General features: G+C 56.5%; 25 protein-coding genes. 14 read left to right on the top strand and 11 right to left on the bottom strand.

Annotated features, from left to right (window positions below; genetic code table 11):
• Positions 1 to 118: 118 nt before the first annotated feature.
• The 3 genes from METFOR_RS07665 to METFOR_RS15935 are packed head-to-tail and all read right to left on the bottom strand — an operon-like array spanning position 119 to position 1506.
• Positions 119 to 328 (bottom strand): tautomerase family protein, encoded by a 210-nt coding sequence (locus METFOR_RS07665; RefSeq protein ID WP_015285549.1) that lies wholly within the window; start codon positions 326 to 328, stop codon positions 119 to 121.
• 18 nt (positions 329 to 346) lie between these two features.
• On the bottom strand, positions 347 to 928 hold the full coding sequence (locus METFOR_RS15940) for a 4Fe-4S dicluster domain-containing protein (protein ID WP_233504366.1): 582 nt from the start codon (positions 926 to 928) through the stop codon (positions 347 to 349).
• Positions 925 to 1506: an aldo/keto reductase gene (locus METFOR_RS15935; RefSeq protein ID WP_233504365.1), complete on the bottom strand. Its 582-nt coding sequence runs from the start codon at positions 1504 to 1506 to the stop codon at positions 925 to 927. Before METFOR_RS15935 ends, METFOR_RS15940 begins: the two co-directional genes overlap by 4 nt.
• Before the next feature lie 235 nt (positions 1507 to 1741).
• On the opposite strand from METFOR_RS15935, the gene METFOR_RS07655 reads away from it, so the two are divergent.
• Entirely contained in the window at positions 1742 to 2242 is a 501-nt protein-coding gene (locus METFOR_RS07655; protein WP_048110876.1) for a hypothetical protein, read from the top strand.
• 91 nt (positions 2243 to 2333) lie between these two features.
• Here the strand turns inward: METFOR_RS07655 and METFOR_RS07650 are convergent, their stop codons facing one another.
• The 3 genes from METFOR_RS07650 to METFOR_RS07640 form a co-directional block, all read right to left on the bottom strand.
• Complete coding sequence (locus METFOR_RS07650; protein WP_048111250.1) at positions 2334 to 2669, bottom strand: winged helix-turn-helix transcriptional regulator; 336 nt, start codon at positions 2667 to 2669, stop codon at positions 2334 to 2336.
• Positions 2670 to 2817: 148 nt separating this feature from the next.
• Positions 2818 to 3816 (bottom strand): type IV pilin, encoded by a 999-nt coding sequence (locus METFOR_RS14845; RefSeq protein ID WP_158491361.1) that lies wholly within the window; start codon positions 3814 to 3816, stop codon positions 2818 to 2820.
• Between the two features lie 82 nt (positions 3817 to 3898).
• A complete protein-coding gene (locus METFOR_RS07640) occupies positions 3899 to 4234 on the bottom strand; it encodes a hypothetical protein (protein WP_015285545.1) in 336 nt (111 codons plus the stop codon).
• A gap of 323 nt (positions 4235 to 4557) precedes the next feature.
• On the opposite strand from METFOR_RS07640, the gene METFOR_RS07635 reads away from it, so the two are divergent.
• The 4 genes from METFOR_RS07635 to METFOR_RS15325 all read left to right on the top strand — a co-directional run bounded on the left by METFOR_RS07635 (position 4558) and on the right by METFOR_RS15325 (position 8977).
• Positions 4558 to 5334, top strand: a complete 777-nt coding sequence (locus METFOR_RS07635) for an NYN domain-containing protein (protein WP_015285544.1) — start codon at positions 4558 to 4560, stop codon at positions 5332 to 5334.
• 238 nt (positions 5335 to 5572) lie between these two features.
• Complete coding sequence (locus METFOR_RS07630) at positions 5573 to 7138, top strand: serine hydrolase (protein ID WP_015285543.1); 1566 nt, start codon at positions 5573 to 5575, stop codon at positions 7136 to 7138.
• A 722-nt stretch (positions 7139 to 7860) separates the two neighbouring features.
• Entirely contained in the window at positions 7861 to 7998 is a 138-nt protein-coding gene (locus METFOR_RS15810; RefSeq protein WP_015285541.1) for a hypothetical protein, read from the top strand.
• A gap of 583 nt (positions 7999 to 8581) precedes the next feature.
• Entirely contained in the window at positions 8582 to 8977 is a 396-nt protein-coding gene (locus METFOR_RS15325; protein WP_148277632.1) for a hypothetical protein, read from the top strand.
• Between the two features lie 123 nt (positions 8978 to 9100).
• Here the strand turns inward: METFOR_RS15325 and METFOR_RS07620 are convergent, their stop codons facing one another.
• Complete coding sequence (locus tag METFOR_RS07620; protein ID WP_015285540.1) at positions 9101 to 9577, bottom strand: phage tail protein; 477 nt, start codon at positions 9575 to 9577, stop codon at positions 9101 to 9103.
• A 334-nt stretch (positions 9578 to 9911) separates the two neighbouring features.
• Complete coding sequence (locus METFOR_RS07615; RefSeq protein WP_015285539.1) at positions 9912 to 10916, bottom strand: nuclease-related domain-containing protein; 1005 nt, start codon at positions 10914 to 10916, stop codon at positions 9912 to 9914.
• A gap of 275 nt (positions 10917 to 11191) precedes the next feature.
• Here METFOR_RS07615 and METFOR_RS07610 point away from each other — a divergent pair, with 275 nt between their 5' ends.
• The 3 genes from METFOR_RS07610 to METFOR_RS07600 all read left to right on the top strand — a co-directional run bounded on the left by METFOR_RS07610 (position 11192) and on the right by METFOR_RS07600 (position 13624).
• The gene (locus METFOR_RS07610) at positions 11192 to 11734 is read left to right on the top strand and encodes a cache domain-containing protein (RefSeq protein ID WP_015285538.1); all 543 of its coding nucleotides are present in this window, start codon (positions 11192 to 11194) and stop codon (positions 11732 to 11734) included.
• Positions 11735 to 11897: 163 nt separating this feature from the next.
• Positions 11898 to 12965 (top strand): inorganic phosphate transporter, encoded by a 1068-nt coding sequence (locus METFOR_RS07605; protein ID WP_233504364.1) that lies wholly within the window; start codon positions 11898 to 11900, stop codon positions 12963 to 12965.
• 5 nt (positions 12966 to 12970) lie between these two features.
• Positions 12971 to 13624, top strand: coding sequence for a DUF47 domain-containing protein (locus METFOR_RS07600; RefSeq protein ID WP_233504363.1), 654 nt, complete (start codon positions 12971 to 12973; stop codon positions 13622 to 13624).
• Between the two features lie 20 nt (positions 13625 to 13644).
• Here the strand turns inward: METFOR_RS07600 and METFOR_RS07595 are convergent, their stop codons facing one another.
• A complete protein-coding gene (locus METFOR_RS07595; RefSeq protein ID WP_015285535.1) occupies positions 13645 to 14157 on the bottom strand; it encodes a multiprotein bridging factor aMBF1 in 513 nt (170 codons plus the stop codon).
• Between the two features lie 128 nt (positions 14158 to 14285).
• Here METFOR_RS07595 and METFOR_RS07590 point away from each other — a divergent pair, with 128 nt between their 5' ends.
• Positions 14286 to 15596 (top strand): proteasome-activating nucleotidase, encoded by a 1311-nt coding sequence (locus METFOR_RS07590; RefSeq protein ID WP_015285534.1) that lies wholly within the window; start codon positions 14286 to 14288, stop codon positions 15594 to 15596.
• Positions 15597 to 15806: 210 nt separating this feature from the next.
• Positions 15807 to 15935 (top strand): hypothetical protein, encoded by a 129-nt coding sequence (locus METFOR_RS16060; protein WP_015285533.1) that lies wholly within the window; start codon positions 15807 to 15809, stop codon positions 15933 to 15935.
• Positions 15936 to 16032: 97 nt separating this feature from the next.
• On the opposite strand, the gene METFOR_RS07585 is transcribed toward METFOR_RS16060, so the two are convergent.
• Positions 16033 to 16509 carry a DUF5804 family protein gene (locus tag METFOR_RS07585; protein ID WP_015285532.1) on the bottom strand — a complete coding sequence of 159 codons (477 nt, stop codon included), beginning with the start codon at positions 16507 to 16509 and terminating at the stop codon, positions 16033 to 16035.
• 38 nt (positions 16510 to 16547) lie between these two features.
• Positions 16548 to 17708, bottom strand: coding sequence for a proteasome-activating nucleotidase (locus METFOR_RS07580; protein WP_015285531.1), 1161 nt, complete (start codon positions 17706 to 17708; stop codon positions 16548 to 16550).
• Positions 17709 to 17752: 44 nt separating this feature from the next.
• Between METFOR_RS07580 and METFOR_RS07575 the strand changes: the two genes are divergently transcribed.
• From METFOR_RS07575 to METFOR_RS07560, 4 genes are read left to right on the top strand one after another with little or no spacing between them, the layout of a single operon-like run.
• Complete coding sequence (locus tag METFOR_RS07575; RefSeq protein WP_015285530.1) at positions 17753 to 18166, top strand: DUF126 domain-containing protein; 414 nt, start codon at positions 17753 to 17755, stop codon at positions 18164 to 18166.
• A 54-nt stretch (positions 18167 to 18220) separates the two neighbouring features.
• On the top strand, positions 18221 to 18676 hold the full coding sequence (locus tag METFOR_RS07570; RefSeq protein WP_015285529.1) for a hypothetical protein: 456 nt from the start codon (positions 18221 to 18223) through the stop codon (positions 18674 to 18676).
• Positions 18677 to 18725: 49 nt separating this feature from the next.
• Positions 18726 to 19844: a TIGR04013 family B12-binding domain/radical SAM domain-containing protein gene (locus METFOR_RS07565; protein WP_015285528.1), complete on the top strand. Its 1119-nt coding sequence runs from the start codon at positions 18726 to 18728 to the stop codon at positions 19842 to 19844.
• Positions 19841 to 20482, top strand: coding sequence for a metallophosphoesterase family protein (locus METFOR_RS07560; protein WP_015285527.1), 642 nt, complete (start codon positions 19841 to 19843; stop codon positions 20480 to 20482). Before METFOR_RS07565 ends, METFOR_RS07560 begins: the two co-directional genes overlap by 4 nt.
• Positions 20483 to 20496 lie beyond the last annotated feature (14 nt).

The raw sequence follows: 20496 nt of genomic DNA, 5'->3' as shown, positions 1-20496 counted from the left end.
CATTACCCGCCGCGTACTCATCTCCAGGGTCCGGGGCAGGGCCCCCACCCACCAGGAAATCTGCTGCACTGCAACAGCCGCTTAACCACTGCCAGAGCGGGACCGGTAAAAGGGATTGTTATTCCTTTGGCGCATGCGGCGGCAGGTTCTGCTGCGCGAGCGGGACTCCGCCCGTGCCGATCGCGTCGAGCGGATACTCCCGGACATAGACGAAAAATGCAGGCGGCGGAAGTTTTGTGATCTCCGACGCGGTCCTGGTCAGTTTCTCGATCAGTTCTGCTTTCACTTCAGGGGTTACTTTCCATAGATCAATCGTGATTACTGGCATGGTACTACCTCAGTTTTTTCATTTCCCGAAAAATTCACTAACCTCGTGCAGGTATTCCCGGATGGGAAAATGCTGCGGGCATTTCTCCTCGCACTCCCCGCACTCAACACAGCAGGATGCATACCCCGGCACGCCCCCGGCGAACGAACCATTGAGGGCCCAGAAGTACACGCCTTGTGCTTTCTCCTTTGCCTCGTAAGTGTATGCCTGGTTGTAATACATGAAGCACGAGGGAATGTCCACGCCGTTCTCGCACGGCATGCAGTACCGGCAGCCGGTGCAGGGGATCTTCACGCGGGAGGCAAACGTGTCCCGCAGTGTTTCGATAACGGCAAGATCTCCGGGCGAGAGCGAATTCGCCACGCCCTGTTCTGCAGTGGCAAGGTTCTCCCGGACCTGCTCCATCGCATTCATGCCGGAGAGCACGACCGTGACCTCCGGGTGGTTCCAGACCCAGCGGAGCCCCCATTCCGACGGCGTGCGCCGGACCGGGGCATTGATGAGATGCTGGTGGATGGCGGGGACGTCGCCGGAGAGGAGGCCGCCCCGGAGCGGTTCCATGACAACGATCCCAAGGCCCCGTTCTGCAGCGTACTTCACGCCCTGCGTGCGCCGGCCTGGAACTGCTCGTCCATGTAGTTGTACTGGACCTGGGCAAAGGTCCACTCATAGGAATCGACAATCTCTTTGAACACGGAGAACGGGTCGTGGAAGGAGAACGCCGGGTGACGGATCCGGCCGTCAGCCCGGGCACTGTCAAGGAATTCAAGGACGCCAAGCCGGGAAAGGTTCTCCCATGTCTCGGCGCCGAGCCCGTGGTGGAGATAGAAATCGATATGGTCGGTTCCGAGCCGGGCGAGCTGCTCGTCAAGGAACTTGTCCATGTCCTCCCGGCCAGTGACAAGCCAGCTCGGGAGCTTGGTGGCAATGAAGACCCGGTCGCGGTACCCACCTTCCAGCGCCTTTCCGACAACAACCTCGCTCTCCCCGTTGTGGTACGGGTAGGCCGTATCAATGTAATTGACTCCGGCGTCGATGGCCGTGCGGATCATCTGGGTCGCCTGCGGCACATCGATCTTTCCTCCGGCCTGCTGGCCTGCCTCGACCGGCAGCCGCATGCGCCCGAAACCGAGGATCGAGACATCCTCACCGGCCCGCGGGAACTTCCTGTACAGCATTCTCTCACCAATCTCCAGATTAACGAAGACTTCGCTGGACGATAAAGGGAACAGGGACAAAAATGTCAGGAAGGGGGCCGTTCATCGACCTGGATTATCGGAGGGTACCGCCTCCGGCCCTGCATCGTGATCACATTCTTTTCGCTGGCAGATAGATCTGCCCCGCGATGATGATACCCCCGGTCATTCTCACTGCAGCAGGCATAAAAACTACCGGGAAGATAGTACGGAGATCATGATGAGAAAAACCCTTGTTCTTATCCTGGCCGGCACCCTCTGTGTGATGCTGGCCGCGTCCGGCTGCACGGGCTCTGCCCCGGCCACAACGCCCTCACCTGCTGCCACGGCTGCACCCGTTGAATCCCCGGCTATCGCAACCACAACTGCCCCTCCCTCACCGGAGACCCTGCCATGGGCCGGGACATGGAATTCGACCTGGCTTGAAAAAGACGGCAACAGCACGGTTTCGATTCTGCACCTTGCTCAGGCGGGAACGGACGTGACCGGGAACTACCGTTACACCTATCCCGGCGTGGGCAATTTTACCGGGTCCCTCAACGCCACAGTACAGGGAAATACCCTGGTCGGGACCTATGCGGAAAGCGATGACGATACCGGGTTCTTCGTCTTTGAACTGTCAGAGAACAAGAGATCATTCACCGGCCGGTGGGTACACGCGGTAAACAAGAGTGAACTTGCCGGTTCAGCGCTCACGTGGAATGGGGTCCGGGAATAATTTTTGGAATTACCGGCTCCTTTTTTTTTGATTTTTTAAAAATCCAAAAAAGAGAATTCCAGACCCTGATGCGGCGATGGGCTCGTTCCGGTCACTCGTGCTCGTTGATCTGGTCTGCCAGTTCCTCATCCGCCCAGTCTTTCAGGGATGAGAGGATCGGGATGACGCTCTGCCCGCGTTCCGTCAGGGCATACTCGACCCGGGGGGGCATGCCGGGATACTCCGTGCGGGAGACCAGGCTGTCTGCTTCAAGGGCCCGGAGCTGGCGGGTGAGCATCTTCTGGGAGATCGCCGGCAGTTTCTCCTGGATAGCCCCAAACCGGAGCGGGGCGTCCTTGATCTTCCAGAGGATGTGCGGTTTCCATTTCCCGCCAATCACGTCCATTGCGGCCTCGATCGGGCAGACGTACATCCGTTTTTTTGGCATATACCGGTATTCCGGGCGCTGGCAGATTAACGGTTGCGTTTTGGTTTCACCGGTCTGGATTTTTAGAAAGGCACTGGCCATACCGGGGAAATCCTGCTCATACGGTGTTCCTCTTTTCATCTGAATGCCGGGAAAAAGGTATCTGGCTTCAGCCGAATGTTGCAATCAGGGTACGATCCTCAACGATGTTTGTTACGGTGTAGGATACCGTGGTTCCTATCGATGATCCGGTGTATACCTTTGTTCCATCCAGCGTGATGGTCCGGACCGAAACGTTTGCATTTGGAACATAATAGATGGTCTTGCTGCTTCCCCGGGGAACTATGACTTCCGCGGAATTCGCCAGTTTTGTCGGAGGAGACAGGGATCCATATCCCGATGCGGAGGGAGACCAGATCACGGTTATTGTCCGGGTACTTATCGCGGTCGGCGTGGGAGTTGTTGTAGTTGTCAGCGTGGCTGTGGTATTGGTTGTCGGGACGGAAGTAGACGTTGCCGTTGGCGAGGCTGTAGTGTTTGTTGTCTCTACTGGTGACTGGGTTGCTGTTGGGGAAGCGGTAACGCTGGAAGTGGGAACCTCGGATACCGTAGCCGTTGGCGTTGGAGTACTTGTTGATGAAGGAATCGTGGTGGTAGTGCTATTGGACACAAGAGAATAAGCTACTGTCTGGCTGGTGGTTACGTTCGACAGGGGTACCGGTATCTGGAGCGTTTTGCTGTAAATCAGCATGGTGTTTGAGGAGTCAACGATGGATACGATGGTCTGACCCCCGGGAAATTCCAGGGGTGAGGCAGGAATCCTGTTCACATCATTGGTTACCGTATATCCGGCCGAAGTTCTTGCAATATACAGGGTCATGCCGGGTTTCCAGACAAGGCCCGAAGGATCCGGCTGAGCGGTCTGGCTGCCACTGCTGGAAACAACCTGAATTGAGGCAGGACCCAGACCGGACAGCGGGAGAGCTTCTCCACCCTGGTGGGAAAGCGTGATCAGGGGACTGCCGTTCTTCTGGGAATACTGTGCATCAGCTATAAGGTACACTGTCTTCTGGACAGGCATCATAAAACCCAGAAAAAAGCCTGATAAAATTCCGGTCAGGCTGACAACAAGAGCGATCATCAGGATGACTCCCAGAAGCGCACTCACTCCGTCATCGTTTTGGCAGGAGGTGTGACCAGTATTATGGAAACGGTTTTTGTTCACGGGCATAGGGGACATCTATCCATAGTCACTTGTCTTTTCCCGCTTCCGTTCCCCCTGCGGGTGCCGTACAGGTTTCCTTCAGGGCGCATTCCCGGCAAAACGTGTACAGGGAACTGCGGTACCGGCATGTGCAGAGGATATCGGTGGACTTTTTCCGTACATTCTGGAGCCAGAGAATGCAACCGGCAAGCAGGATCCCGGACACAATGATTGCCGCGGTGACAGCAAGCACCAGTGAAGGACTGGCGGGGAAGATAAGAACAAGGAGCAGGATTAAAACAGCGGCGGCTACAGCACCAAGCGAGATGCCGATATAGAGTCCCCCGTCCATGCCAAGACGATACGAGATATGCTTCAACATGGGATACCCTTGCATCTACAAGTCTGATACCATAAATTTATGGATTAGATGAGATTTTACGTCCCTTGTTGAATAACAGGAATCCTCCGGATCTCCAGGTATTTGCCCATTAGTCGCTGTTCGCACTATCGTACCGGTTTATTGTGGTAAACGAGGGAGCGCCTCTTAATCGCAGCAACAATTGGAACTGTTATAACATACTCCGCAGGTCCGGGGACACCGGGGCTGGCGTAAGCCCTTCCCGGTTCCCGCGATGCAAAAAACCCGGCCTCCCGCAGCTATCCCGCTATATCTTTATGAAGTCGCATGCATACTGTCAATCAATGGATTACTCGTACCAGCCGCAAGAACGCCAGAGAAAACTGGCGGTCCTGATCGATGCCGACAATGCACAGGCAAGCATCATCAAGAACCTCCTGGATGAAGTTGCGAAATACGGCATCGCTTCCGTGAAACGGATCTATGGCAACTGGACAACGCCCCAGCTCCAGCCCTGGAAGGATGTCCTCCTGTCGCATTCCATCGTCCCGATCCAGCAGTTCAATTATTCTTCGGGAAAGAATGCCACGGACAGCGCGATGATCATCGATGCGATGGACCTGCTCCACGCGGGCAATGTTGACGGGTTCTGTATCGTCTCAAGCGACAGCGACTTCACCCGCCTTGCGTCCCGGATCCGCGAATCGGGCCTGATTGTGTACGGCTTTGGGGAGAAGCGGACGCCCAAACCCTTTGTCGATGCCTGCGACAAATTCATCTATACGGAAATCCTGCGGGCTGCCGATACGCCCACGACGTCGGGAGAGGCCCGGCCGGAGATCACCGGCATCAGCACCGTGAAAAACGATCCCCGGTTCCTGCGGCTGCTTCGGAGCAGTATCGAAGACTCCTCGGATGACAAAGGCTGGGCGGAGCTGGGGCTTGTCGGCAGCAACCTCCAGAAAAAGAGCCCCGAGTTCGATGCACGCAACTACGGGTTCCGGAAGTTCTTCGACCTGATCCAGTCGCTTGGGCTGTTCGAAGTCGACGAACGGCAGTCAAAGGACCAGAGCGGGAAGATCATCTATATCCGGGAAAAAGTGAAAAAAGGGCGGAAATAAGCCCCCATAATACGCTCCTCTTTTTACATTGAACGAGCCGGAATACCGGCAGGTTACGGGGAGTTTTGTCCTGATGCTCATGCAGTTGCCGGTGATTTGCACAACCATCCGCTCTTCGGTAAATCCGGACGTAACGGCATGTGCGGGTTCGTACCGGGATTGCTGAACCGGCCCTGAAGTGGATGCGAAAAAATCACTACGTTTATGAGGTCTCAAAATAAAATCCGCGTGTTCCATCATGCAGGTAAGCCGTCACTATGTTCTCATTGTGCTTGTATGCGCTGCCGTTCTCGCAGCCGGGTGCACGCAACAGGCGTCTGTCCAGCCGCAGGCTCCGACAACAGCCGGCACACCTGCAAAAACGTCCGCAACAGCAGATACCGCAACGCTCGTCCCGCAGTTCGATGCTTATGCAGAGAAGACCTTCAGCCAGAGCGGTGTCGTGGGAATGGCGGTTGCCATTGTCAGGGATGACAAGGTCATCTACCTCCGGACCTTCGGTGTAAAGAACGTCACCACGAACGAGCCGGTCGGGCCGGACACCCGGTTCCAGCTCGCGTCCATCTCCAAGTCCGTGACCGGGACCATGATCGCAGAGATGGTCGGGAACGGCGAACTTTCGTGGGACGATACGATCGTGTCAGTGAATCCTGCGTTCAGGCTCTCCGACCCGTACGTCACGCAGCACGTCACGTTCCGGGATCTCCTCTCGCACCGCTCGGGCCTGCCGGAGTACGGTGCCGACGATCTCCAGAATGACCTGAAATACTCCCGGCAGGAGATCATGGACAGGCTTCCGTACCTCGGACTCGGGGGTTTCCGCTCATCATATGCCTATTCCAATATCGGGATCACGATCGCGGGAGTGACCGCTGCGATGAAAGCGGGTAAACCCTATGAGGATCTTGTTGCCGAACGGATCTTCATCCCGGCCGGCATGTATAACACGAGCGCACGGTTCAGTGACTTTACCGCATCGCCGGACCGCGTGGAGCTGTACCCGATGCACGAGGGGACTCCGGTTGCCGGGCCGCCCGTGGACGATGACATAAACTCCCCAGCTGGTGGCGTGAGTTCCACCATCAATGACATGGTACGGTACGCCCGCTTTCAGGCAAACGGCGGGTCCCTTGACGGGAAACAGGTTGTCAATGCCAGCGCCCTTAAGGAGTCCCACACGCCACAGTTTATCAGGAGTTATTCAGGGACCGGGATGATGGGTTCCGGCATGGGCTGGAACACCTTCCTTGACGGCGGCCGCAGCCGTATCGAGAAGGATGGGATGTTCTCGCAGGGCACTGCCACGATCATCACGGTCTGGCCCGAAGAGAAGATGGCGCTCGTTGTCTTAACCAACAAATTCCCGGAAGGCAATGTCGTGGCAGGGAGCCTCAGCAATGCCTGGAACGACCTGTACTACAATGGCAGAATAGGGAAGGACTGGTATGCCGTGGCACAGCAGGAACTGCAGGCATGGTTTGACACCCATTTCCCAGAACCGGTGCAGAAACCGGTGAACCCGCAGCCTCCCCGCGACCTGAAGTATTACACCGGCTCGTACACGCAGGATTATTACGGCACGGCCAGGGTCGTGGAAGAGTCCGGTAAACTCCAGGTATACCCGCCGGGCCACAGCACGACGCCGTTTGCCCTTCTGCCGTATGACGGGGACACCTTCAGCGAAGAGATCTCGGGGATCCTCGTGAAGTTCAGCGCAGGAACCAGTGCACATGCAACCGGTGTATGGTTCACGCGCTACGAGGCGCCCGGGCGGAGCGGGGCATTTACCCGGGCCTCTGCGTAATTTTTTCGCAGCATCCGCTGGCACGAATCATGGGAACCAGAACGATCCACACGATCCTTTTTATCAAGGCATTTTTTTTAAAAATATGCTCTGGAGAAAAACTGCAAGGAATAGTATTGGATTGCGATGGAACTATGGGCGCCCGGGGTCTCCCGACTATCGCCCCGTGGAACATGATGTGCAGAGAAATCTATGGGAAACATCTTGTTCGACAGGCGGGGTCATACTCACGAATCCGGAGAGGGCCGAATTCGAATGATTTCTCCAGAGCAGGGAAAAGGGGCGAACCCCGACACAGGAAACCGGTTATCCGGCATTTTAGGAATGTTTTGGTTTGAATTCAAATCTTATGGATGATCTGAGATGACGTCGCACACCTGAAAACGGGAGGCAAAAGAAGTTACTTTTTGTGTGTCGGCTTCTCATCGTGGTGGATGAACCGGCACTTGTTGACGCACTCCCAGTGTGCCGGGTGGAATTTTCCTTCTGCATCAGCTTTCATGGTAGTGTGATACTTTTCCCCGCAGACAAGGCATTCCATCAGGCCCTCTTTCTCGTCAACAACCCGTGTTGTGTGTTTTTTGTTCCTCGTGATCGTTTATCAGTATCCGGATTAAAAATACGTATGGATTGGACATGGTCCCGTCACAGTACTGCGAGCGTGGGATATCGTTAAATGAGAACAACGATAACATCAACCATTCACACAGGGTGAACCTGATATGCCGACAAGCAAGAAACAACTGGTTAAGCTGAACAAGGCAAAGAAAGAGAAAGCAGAGGAGCTCGCAAAGCAGGCAGCTGCAGGGAGCAAGGAAGCGCAGAAGAAACTCAAGAAACTTGAGAAGAAGATCAAGTAAACCTTCTGATTTTTCGTTCTCCCTTTTTTCTCACCGGCCGGCAGTGAACCGGAAGGCCTGCTGTCCGATTGCCCCTTGTTCACAGTAAAAAAACCAGATGGCTGAGAGAAGAGTGAATGCCCGGATCCCTTACCGCCCCGTACCCTTCTTCCTCATTGCATATCTTGTCACGTGGGCCATGTGGGCCGGTGCCGCGGGGGAATGGAAGGACCGGAGGGGCTGCTGGTATTCCTCGGGCTCTGCGGGCCATTCGTTGCAACGCTCGTCATGTTCTTAAGATCAAAAAGCCCGGAACTCTGGAAGGATTACCGGGAACGGCTATTCGGCACCCAACGGATTCACTTGTGGAGAACTGCCGTTCATTCTCTTCCTGGTCCCTGCGGTGATCTGTGCTGCAATCGGGATCTCTCTTCTCTTCGGGAGATCCCCGGACCAGTTCGCGTTCCTGCTCGGGTCGCCATTTGCGACGCTGCCCGGCAGAAGCGGATCGCCGGCCGATAAATACACACCCGGTCAACCTCCGTCCGTATGAAAATAGTAGCAACCGCACTTCTCCTCATTATCGCCGTGATCGCCTGCAGGTGTGCAACCCCGGCTCCGGCAGCAGCACCGTCAGCACAACCCGCGGATGGGGCGTCCCAGGCCCCGCCGGACTTCAGGGGCACCTGGAGGGGGTCCTACCATAGGATATGAACCGGATGCAGGATTCACGAACCATGGCAACACGACGATGTCGATGATCGTTGCAGAACAGCAGGGCCGGATCTTTGCGGGGACATTTGTCTTTGGCAATGGCAACAATACCGAATCCATCTCCTTCTCCGGTGTGATCGGTCGCGATGGGAAGACTCTCACGCTCCTCCAGAAGACCGGGGGGTACAGCTTCGGCGAGATCACTTCTCCCGGTGAGATCGAACTGATCTCCGTGGATGACGGCACGCATTACACCTCATCCATCGACATGCTTAAAAAAGCCTGAGACCAGGCATCCGCTCTTTTCTTTGCGATTATGTATCCCTGACCAGGGGAATCTTACGGCAGCGCAGTGGATTCCGGCACTGAACCGGGCTCCCGTGCGCCGGAGCGATCAGGGATCCCGCGTTCATTTCCCTTCCAACGGTTCCCGGCTCCAGTCATCGTACCCGAGTCTCAGGTGCTCAATGGCAACCTCCCTGGAACCTGCATCGGGGTCCGGGAATGCCCGGTACTCGTCCACCCAGCAGTTGGAGAGATAATAGGAATACTCAACGTCTCCGTTTTCATCGCATGCCTCGATGGTGAATGGCCGCTTGTATTCCGGAAGCAGGGAGCCTTTGCCGGTTGCCGGGCCGAAACTCCGCACCATGGCGATCCACTGCGCGAACCCGAGGTCAACGGCAATGCTCCGGTCAAGGTTGATGAAATACGGCGTGCACTGACCCTCAGGCCCTATTGCGGGGGGCGGGCCGCCGCTCTGTCTCTGGCCTGCCCGCCTCATGTCCACGGGGAGTGGGGAGGCCTCCGGGAAGCCGGCAACGTACCGGCCGTTCCATTTCACCCGGAACCGGAACTTCCTGCAGAGATCGTCTTCTAACGACATGATTATCCCACGGTCGTTCCTTATCGCAGGACATAGTTATTCTTTGGATCGGGACAGGACCGCAGTGTTACGCTACCGGAGCAAGGAGGGGAATGTGGAGCAGGGTTACGAGAACCCTGCCGTCTTCTCCTGCCTGTATGTTCTGACCGCATGGGTGTAACCCGGGGTCAGGGGTATTCTTCAGCACACCCGGATTATCCTGTGGGACAGGAAACACAAGACCTGTGCTGCACCTCTTTTGTTGCTCCAGTACGCAACAGGTCGGGCCATGAGGGTTTTTTCAACCACCTGGCGTGCAACTGCGCCGGTACAGATGCAACACTCTTCCCGCTGATCAGCAGGCTTCCGAGAATGAGATGACGTGGGTCAGGCGCTCGACATTCATCGGGGTCAGGATCTTCTCACGCTGCGTGATGTATTCAATCAGCCGGTTGAGCGTGATCACATCGATATCCTTGTCGAGCTTCAGGTCGGGATGGGCACCTTTCGTGGAGACGATAACGCACCGTATCTTCGGGTTTCGCTCGTAGAACCGGTATTCGTCTTTCATGTACACCCAGAGGGCATGGGTGGCGACCTTCACCTGCCGCTTGATGTCGCCGGTCTTCAGCTCGATGTCTGCTCCAGACCAGTTCTTGGTGCCGATAAGAAAGAGCCCGGTGGGCCCGATGACAACCGGGTCAATCTGCTGGAACCGGATCTCGTCCGGTCTCTTCCACCAGTACGCGGTATCGAACCGGCGCAGGTTGACCCCGCTCATGATGTGGTATTCATCCGGCAGCGTGGAGAGGAGGGCAATCACCTGCTGTTCTGCCGTTGCCCCGATCAGGTAGGAGCGGTTCTTCTGCAGGAACGCTGCGGTTGCGGCGATGTCCCCGCTTGCGGCACTCACGGTCACGGCTTTGCCGGCAACCGCACGCTCCCGCTCCTTTTTCAGGTTCCGGATTTTCCATGTTATTCCCATGGTGGGAAGGTGTATCCTCCAGGAACTGACTAGGTTTGCCCCCCAGAACCGGATTAAGAGCCCCAGGATCACGAAGAACGATTCACTGGCTTCGATCCGCTCATTGATCTCAAGGATGCGGGTATAGACTTCCCGCGTGCGTTTTTCGACCTCTTCGTTTAGTTGTGTGTCGAGTTCCTTTTCCCGTTCGGCCAGTGCCCGGATGATCTCCTCCTGGCGTTTCTCCTCAACGATGGCGGCATCCGCAAGCAGGGCCTGGTACTCTTCAAGGAACCGGTTGATATCGTCAAGAGTAGCCAGTTTTTTTCCGTGAACCGGCCGTGTCCCGTTCAGAAGAAACCGGGTACTGCCGGAGATGCCGTGAATGCGTGCCATGATCGTCCTTGTGTATGGATGGTTTCTGGATCGGAGCCTGTAGTGCACGGCTCATATCCTGACGGCACCGGATTATATTCCGCTATCCGGTCCGTCAGACAGTTAACCAGTCCCCCTAAATGTTTGGAGATCTTCCGAATAGGTATGTGGAGATCGGTTTGTACAAAAAGGTATCGGCGATATTCGGGGGCCCTTCCAGAACACGCTGGCATTCCGGCACGGAATCCTTCCAACACAGATTATCCTATAAAGTGAAAAATACCAATAATACACCCATGAAAAAATCCCTGCTCTATCTCCATCTCGTGCTCATACTCATCACGCTGGTGCTTGTTGCCGGCTGCGCAGAGAGCCGGTCCCAACCGGTTCCGACAATACACACTGCTGCTCCGGCCAGCCCGATAATGCCGTATGTCTCAAATGAGACCCTTGTCTCGTTTGTCGACAGCGCGGTCATGTATGCAACGGTGCAGGGCACTGAGCGGGCCCTGTCTGAATTCAATGATCGTAACGGCTCGTTTGTGCAGGGGGAACTCTATATCTTCGCATACGGGTATAATGGCACGACCCTTGCCCACCCGATCAACCCGGAAGCGATCGGTAAACAACGTGACGGAGCCAACGCGGTTTTTGTGAAAGAGATGGCCGAAGTTGTCCGGAACGGGAGCGGTTTCTATCGTTACGTGTACATCAACCCCTGGGACAACGACATCATGGAGTCCAAGCTGGGATACGGCAGGCAGGTGGCTGACGACTGGTGGCTTGGTTCCGGGGCATATACCGGACCAGTCAACGCCCCTGCAACGGTACCGGAATAATCCTCCGACATAACTCCAGTTGTCTCAACGACTCCCGCATAACCAGCGCCTCGGGCCGCATTCGTACGGCTGGAATGCCCACGGGATTCTTCCCCCGCGGTGTCCGGCCTGAAATGGCAGGCGCCTTTTTAATTCTCACCCATCTATACTGGGTATGTGGCACATGTCGGCTTGCAGCCCGTACGTGCACGGATGCATCCCTATGTTCGTGATTGCGATCCTCACAATCCTCCTTGCGCTCGCGTTCACCTTTACCAACGGGTTCCAGGATGCTAGCTCAATCGCTGCTACCTTCATTGCCTCGCGTTCTGCATCGCCACGCGCCGGAATCATCCTTGTTGCAGGAATGTCTCTTCTCGGGGCGGTTTTCGGGGGGAGTGCAGTTGCCTTCACCATGGTCGGGCTCATCAGCATCCAGCCCGGGGCCGGAGAACTGATCGTCCTCTTCGTTGCACTTGTTACAGCAACGACCTGGAACATCATTACGTGGAAGTTCGGGCTTCCCTCATCCTCCACCCACTCGCTGATCGGGGGTCTTATCGGAGGGAGCATCGTTGCCGCAGGCATATCGAGCATTGCCTGGGGATTTGCCGAACTTGCCGGTCCGGAACCGGAACTTGTCGGTTTCATGAAGATCCTTGTTTTCTTTGTCCTGTCTGCCATCATAGGATTTGCAGGAAGTTTTGTATTGCACAAAACAACGGATTTCCTTATGCGCAATATGGAGCGCCGCCAGAACAGGAAGATCGTCACTCTCAACTGGTGTACAGCTGCCCTGATGGCGTTCTTCAACGGGGCAAATGATCCCCAGAAGCAGATGGGTATGATAGCGATGGTCCTTGTTGCCGCGGGTTTTGCGGCAACCCCGGAGGTACCGCTCTGGACACGGTACGCGTGTGCTGCCCTGATGGCGCTGGGGACGATCAGCGGCGGATGGCGGATCATGAATACCCTTGGGCGACGGATCTTCCGGATCGAACCGGTCCATTCGTTTGATTCGCAGTTTTTCTCTGCGGCCTCCATCGCTTTGTCAACCGTTGCCGGTGCTCCCGTCTCTTCGACACATGTGATCACCATGTCTGTCCTCGGTGTAGGAGCTGCCGATAATCCGCGGAGGGTTCAGTGGCGGGTGGGCAGGGAGATCATTATCGCTATGGCGATCACAATTCCGGTCACCATGCTCATTGCCGGCATGTTGTTCCTTTTCATCTCTCCCCTTGTTGGATCGTGATATTTGTGAAGAAACCAGAACCTGAAAGAAAAAGCACAAAGAACGGAGGCCTCTTTGCCGCACTCTTCCCGCGCGAACATGACTTTTACGCAATGCTTGATGAACAGGCGGACTGGACAGTTGTCGGTGTACGGGAGTTTGTTATCTGGCTGAACGCCCTGCCGTTGAAAAGCCCGTCGGGGCTTGAAGAGATCGAGAACGAGGTCGACCTGATGCGGCACGATATGGAGGACAAACTCATCCGGTCGTTTTCAACGCCTTTTGACCGGCAGGACATTTACAGTATCTCCCGGCAGATGGATTATATTCTCAACTTCTCCAAGGAGACTGCAAAAGAGATGGTCGCATTCTCGGTGGCGCCGGATGGACACATCCGCCGCATGGCGCTGCAGCTGCTTGAGGGAACGGAATGCATCCGGCGGGGGATCAAGGCCCTCGATTCCAATAAAGATACTGTTGAGAGTGAGATCCGCCAGGCCCGGAGGGCATACAATTCGCTGGAAGAGCAGTATATCACTGGTATGGCAGAACTCCTCCAGACTAATGATGCCATGCAGGCGATACGGACCCGGGAGGTTTACCATCATCTCCGTGACGCGGGCAGGGCCATGCGGGATACGCTTGACATCCTGCACAACGCGGTCATCGATCTTGCATAACGAAAAAACAGGGGGATTGATTATTTTTTGGCTTTCCGGATGATCGTCAGGTCGCCGAGCGTCGGCGCCATGGAACCCGGGCCTTTCTTCTCCACATCAGTGTCCGGTACATCGATGAGCCGGATCCCAAGCACCTTCTCGAGTTTCTTCCTCACCTGCTCCTCGGGGATCAGGTCGCGGTTCTCGATCTTCTGGATGAGGTGCTCCTTCTCCTTCATCTGCATGGCAAGGTCCTTCTGGGAGAGCCCCTTCTCCATGCGGGCGTTCCGGATGCGGACATTATAGTCGTCCACGATTTCGCCTTCGATAAAATCGAACATGTCCCGCTTTCGGTACGAGGAAGAGGTCACTGCCGGGGACTTCACGTTGCCCGCGGGCTTTGCGCCGGCCGGCCGGACGAGGTCCGTGCGCCTCACCTGCTGGACCTCGGTGCCGAACTTCCCGCATTTGGCACAGACCTGCAGCTCGGCACCCTCGACCCGGACAAGTTTGGGGGGACCGCGAATGGTTTCACCGCACATTTCGCACTGCATATTCTCACAAGAAAGGTTGTTTTCAGACTTTAAATGCCCTCTGAATGGATCCGGTAGAGTGACCTGACGTTTGCCTCCTCACAAACCCTTTATATGCAGTTTCCCAATATAACTAACTGAGGAACGAGATGTCCGACACCATCCACCAGTCCCCGGAGCCCCAGACTCCTGAGGAACTGTACCGGTTGTACCGCACGCTGTCCGAACAACTCCGCGAGCAGCTCGCCCAGATCGAGGGCGACAAGCATGATCTCGAGGTCCAGATGATGGAACGTGTCGGCAATCTCGAATCCCGCAACCTTGAGCTGCGCGAACAACTGAGGCAGATCGAGGCGGACAAGCGGTACATCGAGACCCAGAAGATCCGGTACGAGCGGGAAGTGCGGAAACTCAAGAGCGAGAGCGAGCAGCTGAGGAGCCCGCCCCTGATCATCGGCACGGTCACTGACATTGTAGATGCAAACCGGGTGATCGTCCGGAGCAGCGCAGGCCCGCGGTTTTTAGTGCGGAGCTCACCCTCCATCAGTGCAGACGACCTCAAGCCGGGGGTACGCTGCACGCTGAACCAGCAGTCGCTTGCGATCGTTGAACTGCTCCCGAGCTCCTTTGATGCACAGGTCTACGGTATGGAACTGGTGGACTCGCCGCAGGAGAATTACATGGACATCGGCGGGCTTGAGCAGCAGATCAACGAAATCAAGGAGGCTGTGGAACTGCCGCTGAAGCGCCCCGAACTCTTCGAGCGGATCGGCGTCGAACCACCAAAGGGGGTCCTTCTCCACGGGCCGCCCGGCACTGGTAAGACCCTGCTTGCAAAGGCCGTTGCCCATGAGACCAATGCCCATTTCATGCGGGTCGTGGGATCGGAACTGGTCCAGAAATACATCGGAGAAGGCGCACGGCTCGTCCGCGAACTCTTCGATCTTGCGAAGAAGAAGGCCCCGACTATCATCTTCATCGACGAGATCGATGCCGTGGGAGCAAGCCGGACCGAGGCAAACACCTCCGGTGATCGCGAGGTCCAGCGCACGCTGATGCAGCTCCTTGCGGGAATGGACGGCTTCGAGAACCGGGGCGATGTGAAGATCATCGGTGCGACAAACCGGATCGACATCCTCGACAAGGCGCTCCTCCGGCCCGGCCGGTTCGACCGGATCATCGAGATCCCCCTGCCTGACGAGAAGGGCCGGCTCTCCATCCTGAAAGTTCACTGCCGTTCGCTGACCGTTGATGAGGGTGTCAACCTTGCTGAAGTGGCACGGCTCACGGAGGGCAAGAACGGTGCCGACCTCCGGGCCATCTGCATGGAGGCCGGGATGTTTGCGATACGCAAGGAGCGTTCTGCCATCACGCAGGAAGACTTCCTCTCGGCCATTGAGAAGGTCGGCCTTGATTTCCACCGCGGCCTGCCCGGAACCGAAGGCGTCATGTTCGCGTAATGTGCGGGCAAACCAGGTATCCCTCTCTTTTTATGATTCCCTGAACCCGGAAGTTAGCTGAACACCCCGCGCGGTAGGGTGAATCACCCTCACCTATTTGAGGAATATATATCGCGAACGGGCGATGGTTGTGTACGGCAGTGCGGGACTCCCGGCAGGATTCTGTGCGGGAGAAGCCCGGGCTGGCAATGATACAGGAGATACCGGCATATGACCATAACAAAGACCATGAACCATTACCCGGTGATGTTCCGGGCCATTGAAGGCATCGCGCTGCTCGCCCTGATGGGCGCCTGCTTTGTACTCTGCTGGCTCCTCCGGCGTGAACCGATCGTTTAAGGGCGGGCCTCTAAAAGAGCTCGTCCTTTTCCTGTCCCTTTTTTCATCTCTTCATACGGGAACTATTCTGCCCGAAGCCGTGGTTGAATGGCAGGGATCAGGTAAGGTCATCCGGCCCGCCCACGAGTTCACCTTCTTCCACATCGTCTTCCGTACACCAGATCTCAAGCGTGTGGTCAATACCGGCATATTCCTGATGGTACTCCTCGACCGTTGAGCCTGGTGCCATCGGGACCGAACTGATGAGTTTTCCGTTTTTGAACCCGTAGAGTTTCCGGTATTTCCAGCCGGGCCCAAGGACAACGGTCCGTTCATAATAGACGTCCTGTGCCAGCTGGTGGGTGAAATAAATCCCCGGTTCCCATTCAAAGAGGGGCTCGCGCACGTAGCGGCGGATATACCACCGCAACTCTGCAACAAGCGCAAGGGCACTGCTCAATGCCGCACAGGAGATGTACACGCCGCAGGATTTCTTTTTCGGGTGGTAGAACCGCAGCGCCATGCGGCTGGTCTCCGAAGAAAAGAGAGTATGGTGGAGATCGGTGCCTTCGCGCTGGATCAGGAGGATGTTCATCCTTCTCTCCAAACTTTTTCGCCCATCGTAACGCGGGCTCAGGTGTACATCCGGTTATCGGCAACTGCCTCGTTCTTCACCTTGCGGGCAGCATCGGTGAAATCGACCATCTCGACTTTTTCTGCTTCGCGGCGGACGGCCATCATGCCGGCTTCACGGCAGATCGCTTCGAGTTCTGCGCCGGTGGCGTTCTCGGTCATACTGACAATCGTATCCATGTCCACGTTGCCAAGCTGCATCCTCCGCGAGTGGATCTTCAGGATCTGGAGCCGTGCATCCTTGTCCGGCACCGGGATCTCGATCAGGCGATCAAACCTGCCCGGGCGGAGGAGTGCCGGGTCCAGCATGTCTGCCCGGTTGGTTGCCGCCATGATGCGGACATCGCCACGGTTGTCGAAGCCGTCCATCTCGGCCAGCAACTGCATAAGCGTGCGCTGAACCTCGGCGCTGCCGCTTGTGCCGTCGTTTGTCCGCATGCTCCCGACTGCATCGATCTCATCGATGAAGACGATGGCCGGTGCGCGTTCGCGTGCCAGCTGGAAGAGTTCCCGGACGAGGCCTGCCCCCTCTCCGATGAACTTGTGGACCAGTTCGCTGCCGGACATCCTGATGAACGTTGCCTTTGCCTCATGGGCAACTGCCTTCGCAATCAGGGTCTTACCAGTGCCGGGGGCACCGAAGAGGAGGATCCCTTTGGGGGGTTCAACGCCAATCCGCTGGAAGATCTCCGGCCGGGTCAGCGGATACTCGACAGCTTCCCGGACTTCCTTGATCTCGTCAGCAAGGCCGCCGATCTGGGCATAGGATATTTCGGGAGATTCCTCGAGTTCCATCACCCGGACGCGGGAGTCGTAGATATTGCCGATAACCTTGACGATCGAGAGCGCGTTGTTGACCGCGACCTTTGCCCCGGGTTTTAAGAGCGGGCGGAGTTCTTCACCGGCCGTAGTAAGGTATTCCTGGTTGTTGCCCTGCTGGCGGAGATAGATATCCCCGTTCTCCAGGATATCGACAACCACGGCAACAAAGAGCGGCATGCGCTTGAGCTGGTTGTTTTCGCGACGGAGCTGGCCGTTCTCCTTCTGGAGATCTTCGATCTTTACCTTCAGGTCGAGCAGTGCGGCTTCGAGCTCGTTGAGCTGGATCTGGTACTTGAGCTCGCTGGAAGGGGCAGAGCTGTTAACGGCGGTCTCTTCCATATCACTCTTATATCTTCATCTTCAACCATTTATGTGGTGTGATTTTGCATATCAGCGGAAGAGGTATATCCCGTGGAAAGGCCAAAGGAAAACTGCTTGTGAGCCCGGCTCCGATCTCGTTTTTGTCCGGCGTTGACCCGAAGACCGGTGTCATCGTGGAGAAGGGCCATCCGCTCCAGGGAACGAGTATCACGGGCACGGTGCTTGCCTTCCCGTATGGCAAAGGATCGACAGTAGGCTCCTATGTCCTGTATGCCCTGAGCCGGAACGGTCATGCCCCTGCTGCCATTGTCAATACCGAGGCGGAGGCGATCATTGCAACCGGTGCTATCATCGGCGGGATCCCGATGATTGACCGGACCAGCGTCCCCCTGATTAAGCTGAAGGAGGGTGTCTCTGTCACCGTGGACGGGGACACGGGCACTATGGAGTATGACGGGGAACTCAGCGAGGCGTGACCTCGTTTTTGATCCAGCACAACTATCTTATAACTCCGGATCGCATGTTCTGGTATGCAAGGCAGATACACAGTGTTTTTCGTCCTTCTTCTCTGCACAGCGGTTCTTATTGCCGGGTGCACGGGAACAACCGGGCCCGCACAAACCTCGGGATCGCCTTCAGCCGGGGGCGCCTCAACGGGATCCAACCTCGTTCCTTCGCCAACCGATGTTGTCCCGGAGAACAACGCGGTCTCGGTCACCGTCAAGGAAAAAGAGTACAATGGGAAGATCGCGGTGGTCTTCGATGGCGGCAAAGGACAAAATCTTGTCAGTTCCATTGATGTGACGCTGTACCGGTCAGACGGAACGACCGAGACTGCAAAGATCGGGAAGAACAAAGGCGATCAGGTGGAATTTGTCGGGACCAAGGATCCGAACAATCCTGACCGCGTTGTCGTCTATGTCTCCGAGATGAACGGCCAGACCTACAAGGTCACTGATGTGATCAGCGAGTACCGCCAGCACTGACCGTGATCCAAAACCCTCTTTTTTTCTCCCGTGCCATACTCTGGTAGCCATGCAGGTCAACTGGAGGAATATCCATGCAGCAAGAAACTCCTTTGCGGTTCTCTATGCGGCCTGCGAACGGGAAGGGATTCATCTCAACCCGGTTGATGCCCCGACCGGGGACATCACGTGCTACAGCCTGACATCGATCAGTGCCGCACGCTACCAAAAGGAGATTGCTAGCGCTGATTGTATCACGATTGTCGGCGGACCGCACGTCTCGGCAGTACCCCGCGGGGTGGCCGGTTATGCCGACTATGTCGTGGTGGGCGAAGGGGAGTATACGCTCCCCCGGCTCCTCATCAGCCTTGCCCGCGGCGGCGATGGAAAGATTCCCGGTGTCATGACCGGGGACTGGTACCAGCCGGCGGATACCGCGGTCCGGCTGGATGCATTCCCTCCCTTCTCCGAGTACAAAGGGTATATCGAGATCTCGCGTGGCTGCCCGTTCTCCTGCGGCTACTGCCAGACACCCCAGATCTTCGGCCACTGCATGAGGCACCGGTCTGTTGACGAGATTGCACGGTATACAGAACGGCACTCCCAGTCAAGGTTCATCACCCCCAATGCCCTCGCGTACGGCTCGGACGGCGTTCATCCGCGGTTCGACAAGGTTGAACGGCTCCTTCGAGGCTGTCATAACCAGATATTTTTTGGAACCTTCCCGAGTGAAGTGCGCCCGGAGTTTGTCTGCACGGCATCGCTGGAACTGATCAACCGGTACTGCACGAATACCAAACTGCACTTTGGTGCCCAGTCCGGGAGCGACACGGTCCTTTCCCGGATGAAGCGGGGGCATACGGTGGCTGACGTGATCACTGCAGTCGATCTCTGCCGGGAGCACGGATTGACACCGGTCGTCGATTTCATCGTGGGCCTGCCGTTTGAGACCGATGCTGACCAGCGCGCAACGCTCGACCTGATCCGCGAGGTGGCACGGGCCGGTACCGTCCACGTCCACCGCTTTATCCCGCTGCCCGGGACATCCCTTGCCGGTTCTCCTGCGCGTCCGCTCCTGCCAGAGACCGAAAAAGTCTGCGGCGACCTCGCCTTACGGGGACACCTGACCGGTTCGTGGAATGCGGTGGAGATAAGGTTTTTACGACGCCATTCAAATGATATACCATGAAAGATGTGCTGCTAATAGCAGATCTCCATGGTCAATTCGGTAAAATTGATTCATTTCTGGAGCTTTCTCCGGAAGCGGTATTTATTGCAGGCGATATCACCAATATGGGTCCCGTTGACGCGGTCGATGACGTGCTCTCACGCATCGATGTGCCCTGTTTTGCCGTGCCCGGCAACTGCGACCCCCGTGAGATCCTCGATACACTCGAACACTCCGACACCGTGTGCATGCACGGTTCCTCGATGAACCTTGGCAAGATGACCATTGTTGGTGTCGGCGGATCGAACCCAACCCCGTTCGGTACCCCGTTCGAGATGACCGACAAGCAGATCGATGACGTCCTGAACGGCGCCATAAAGAAGATGGAAAAATCCGTCCACAATGTCCTTCTCTGCCATGCACCGCCCTACGAGACTCTTGATAAACCGGCAGGGGAGCACGTGGGAAGCCAGAGCATCCGCCGGCACATGAAGTCCTTTGACCTTGTCTGCTGTGCCCACATCCACGAGGCACGCGGGGTCATGGAGATCGATGGTGTCAAGGTCGTCAACCCCGGCCCCGCAATGGATGGGCATTGCGCCATGCTCCACTTCGGCACGGATGCCCGCGACATCAAGATCGAGCTGCTGACGGTATAGACAGCAGGTGGCGG

The organism is Methanoregula formicica SMSP (genome assembly GCF_000327485.1).
Lineage (GTDB): Archaea > Halobacteriota > Methanomicrobia > Methanomicrobiales > Methanospirillaceae > Methanoregula > Methanoregula formicica.
The sequence above is the reverse complement of the archived record's forward strand: the minus strand, read 5'-3'. Positions and strand labels throughout refer to the sequence as shown.

Excerpts from the sequence above, each read along its gene's own strand:
- METFOR_RS07665 (WP_015285549.1), bottom strand. The coding sequence starts at position 328 with ATGCCAGTAATCACGATTGATCTATGGAAAGTAACCCCTGAAGTGAAA.
- METFOR_RS15935 (WP_233504365.1), bottom strand. The coding sequence starts at position 1,506 with ATGCTGTACAGGAAGTTCCCGCGGGCCGGTGAGGATGTCTCGATCCTC.
- METFOR_RS07655 (WP_048110876.1), top strand. The coding sequence starts at position 1,742 with ATGATGAGAAAAACCCTTGTTCTTATCCTGGCCGGCACCCTCTGTGTG.
- METFOR_RS07650 (WP_048111250.1), bottom strand. The coding sequence starts at position 2,669 with ATGCCAAAAAAACGGATGTACGTCTGCCCGATCGAGGCCGCAATGGAC.
- METFOR_RS07640 (WP_015285545.1), bottom strand. The coding sequence starts at position 4,234 with ATGTTGAAGCATATCTCGTATCGTCTTGGCATGGACGGGGGACTCTAT.
- METFOR_RS07635 (WP_015285544.1), top strand. The coding sequence starts at position 4,558 with ATGGATTACTCGTACCAGCCGCAAGAACGCCAGAGAAAACTGGCGGTC.
- METFOR_RS07630 (WP_015285543.1), top strand. The coding sequence starts at position 5,573 with ATGCAGGTAAGCCGTCACTATGTTCTCATTGTGCTTGTATGCGCTGCC.
- METFOR_RS15810 (WP_015285541.1), top strand. The coding sequence starts at position 7,861 with ATGCCGACAAGCAAGAAACAACTGGTTAAGCTGAACAAGGCAAAGAAA.
- METFOR_RS07620 (WP_015285540.1), bottom strand. The coding sequence starts at position 9,577 with ATGTCGTTAGAAGACGATCTCTGCAGGAAGTTCCGGTTCCGGGTGAAA.
- METFOR_RS07615 (WP_015285539.1), bottom strand. The coding sequence starts at position 10,916 with ATGGCACGCATTCACGGCATCTCCGGCAGTACCCGGTTTCTTCTGAAC.
- METFOR_RS07610 (WP_015285538.1), top strand. The coding sequence starts at position 11,192 with ATGAAAAAATCCCTGCTCTATCTCCATCTCGTGCTCATACTCATCACG.
- METFOR_RS07605 (WP_233504364.1), top strand. The coding sequence starts at position 11,898 with ATGTCGGCTTGCAGCCCGTACGTGCACGGATGCATCCCTATGTTCGTG.
- METFOR_RS07595 (WP_015285535.1), bottom strand. The coding sequence starts at position 14,157 with ATGCAGTGCGAAATGTGCGGTGAAACCATTCGCGGTCCCCCCAAACTT.
- METFOR_RS07590 (WP_015285534.1), top strand. The coding sequence starts at position 14,286 with ATGTCCGACACCATCCACCAGTCCCCGGAGCCCCAGACTCCTGAGGAA.
- METFOR_RS16060 (WP_015285533.1), top strand. The coding sequence starts at position 15,807 with ATGACCATAACAAAGACCATGAACCATTACCCGGTGATGTTCCGGGCC.
- METFOR_RS07585 (WP_015285532.1), bottom strand. The coding sequence starts at position 16,509 with ATGAACATCCTCCTGATCCAGCGCGAAGGCACCGATCTCCACCATACT.
- METFOR_RS07580 (WP_015285531.1), bottom strand. The coding sequence starts at position 17,708 with ATGGAAGAGACCGCCGTTAACAGCTCTGCCCCTTCCAGCGAGCTCAAG.
- METFOR_RS07570 (WP_015285529.1), top strand. The coding sequence starts at position 18,221 with ATGCAAGGCAGATACACAGTGTTTTTCGTCCTTCTTCTCTGCACAGCG.
- METFOR_RS07565 (WP_015285528.1), top strand. The coding sequence starts at position 18,726 with ATGCAGGTCAACTGGAGGAATATCCATGCAGCAAGAAACTCCTTTGCG.
- METFOR_RS07560 (WP_015285527.1), top strand. The coding sequence starts at position 19,841 with ATGAAAGATGTGCTGCTAATAGCAGATCTCCATGGTCAATTCGGTAAA.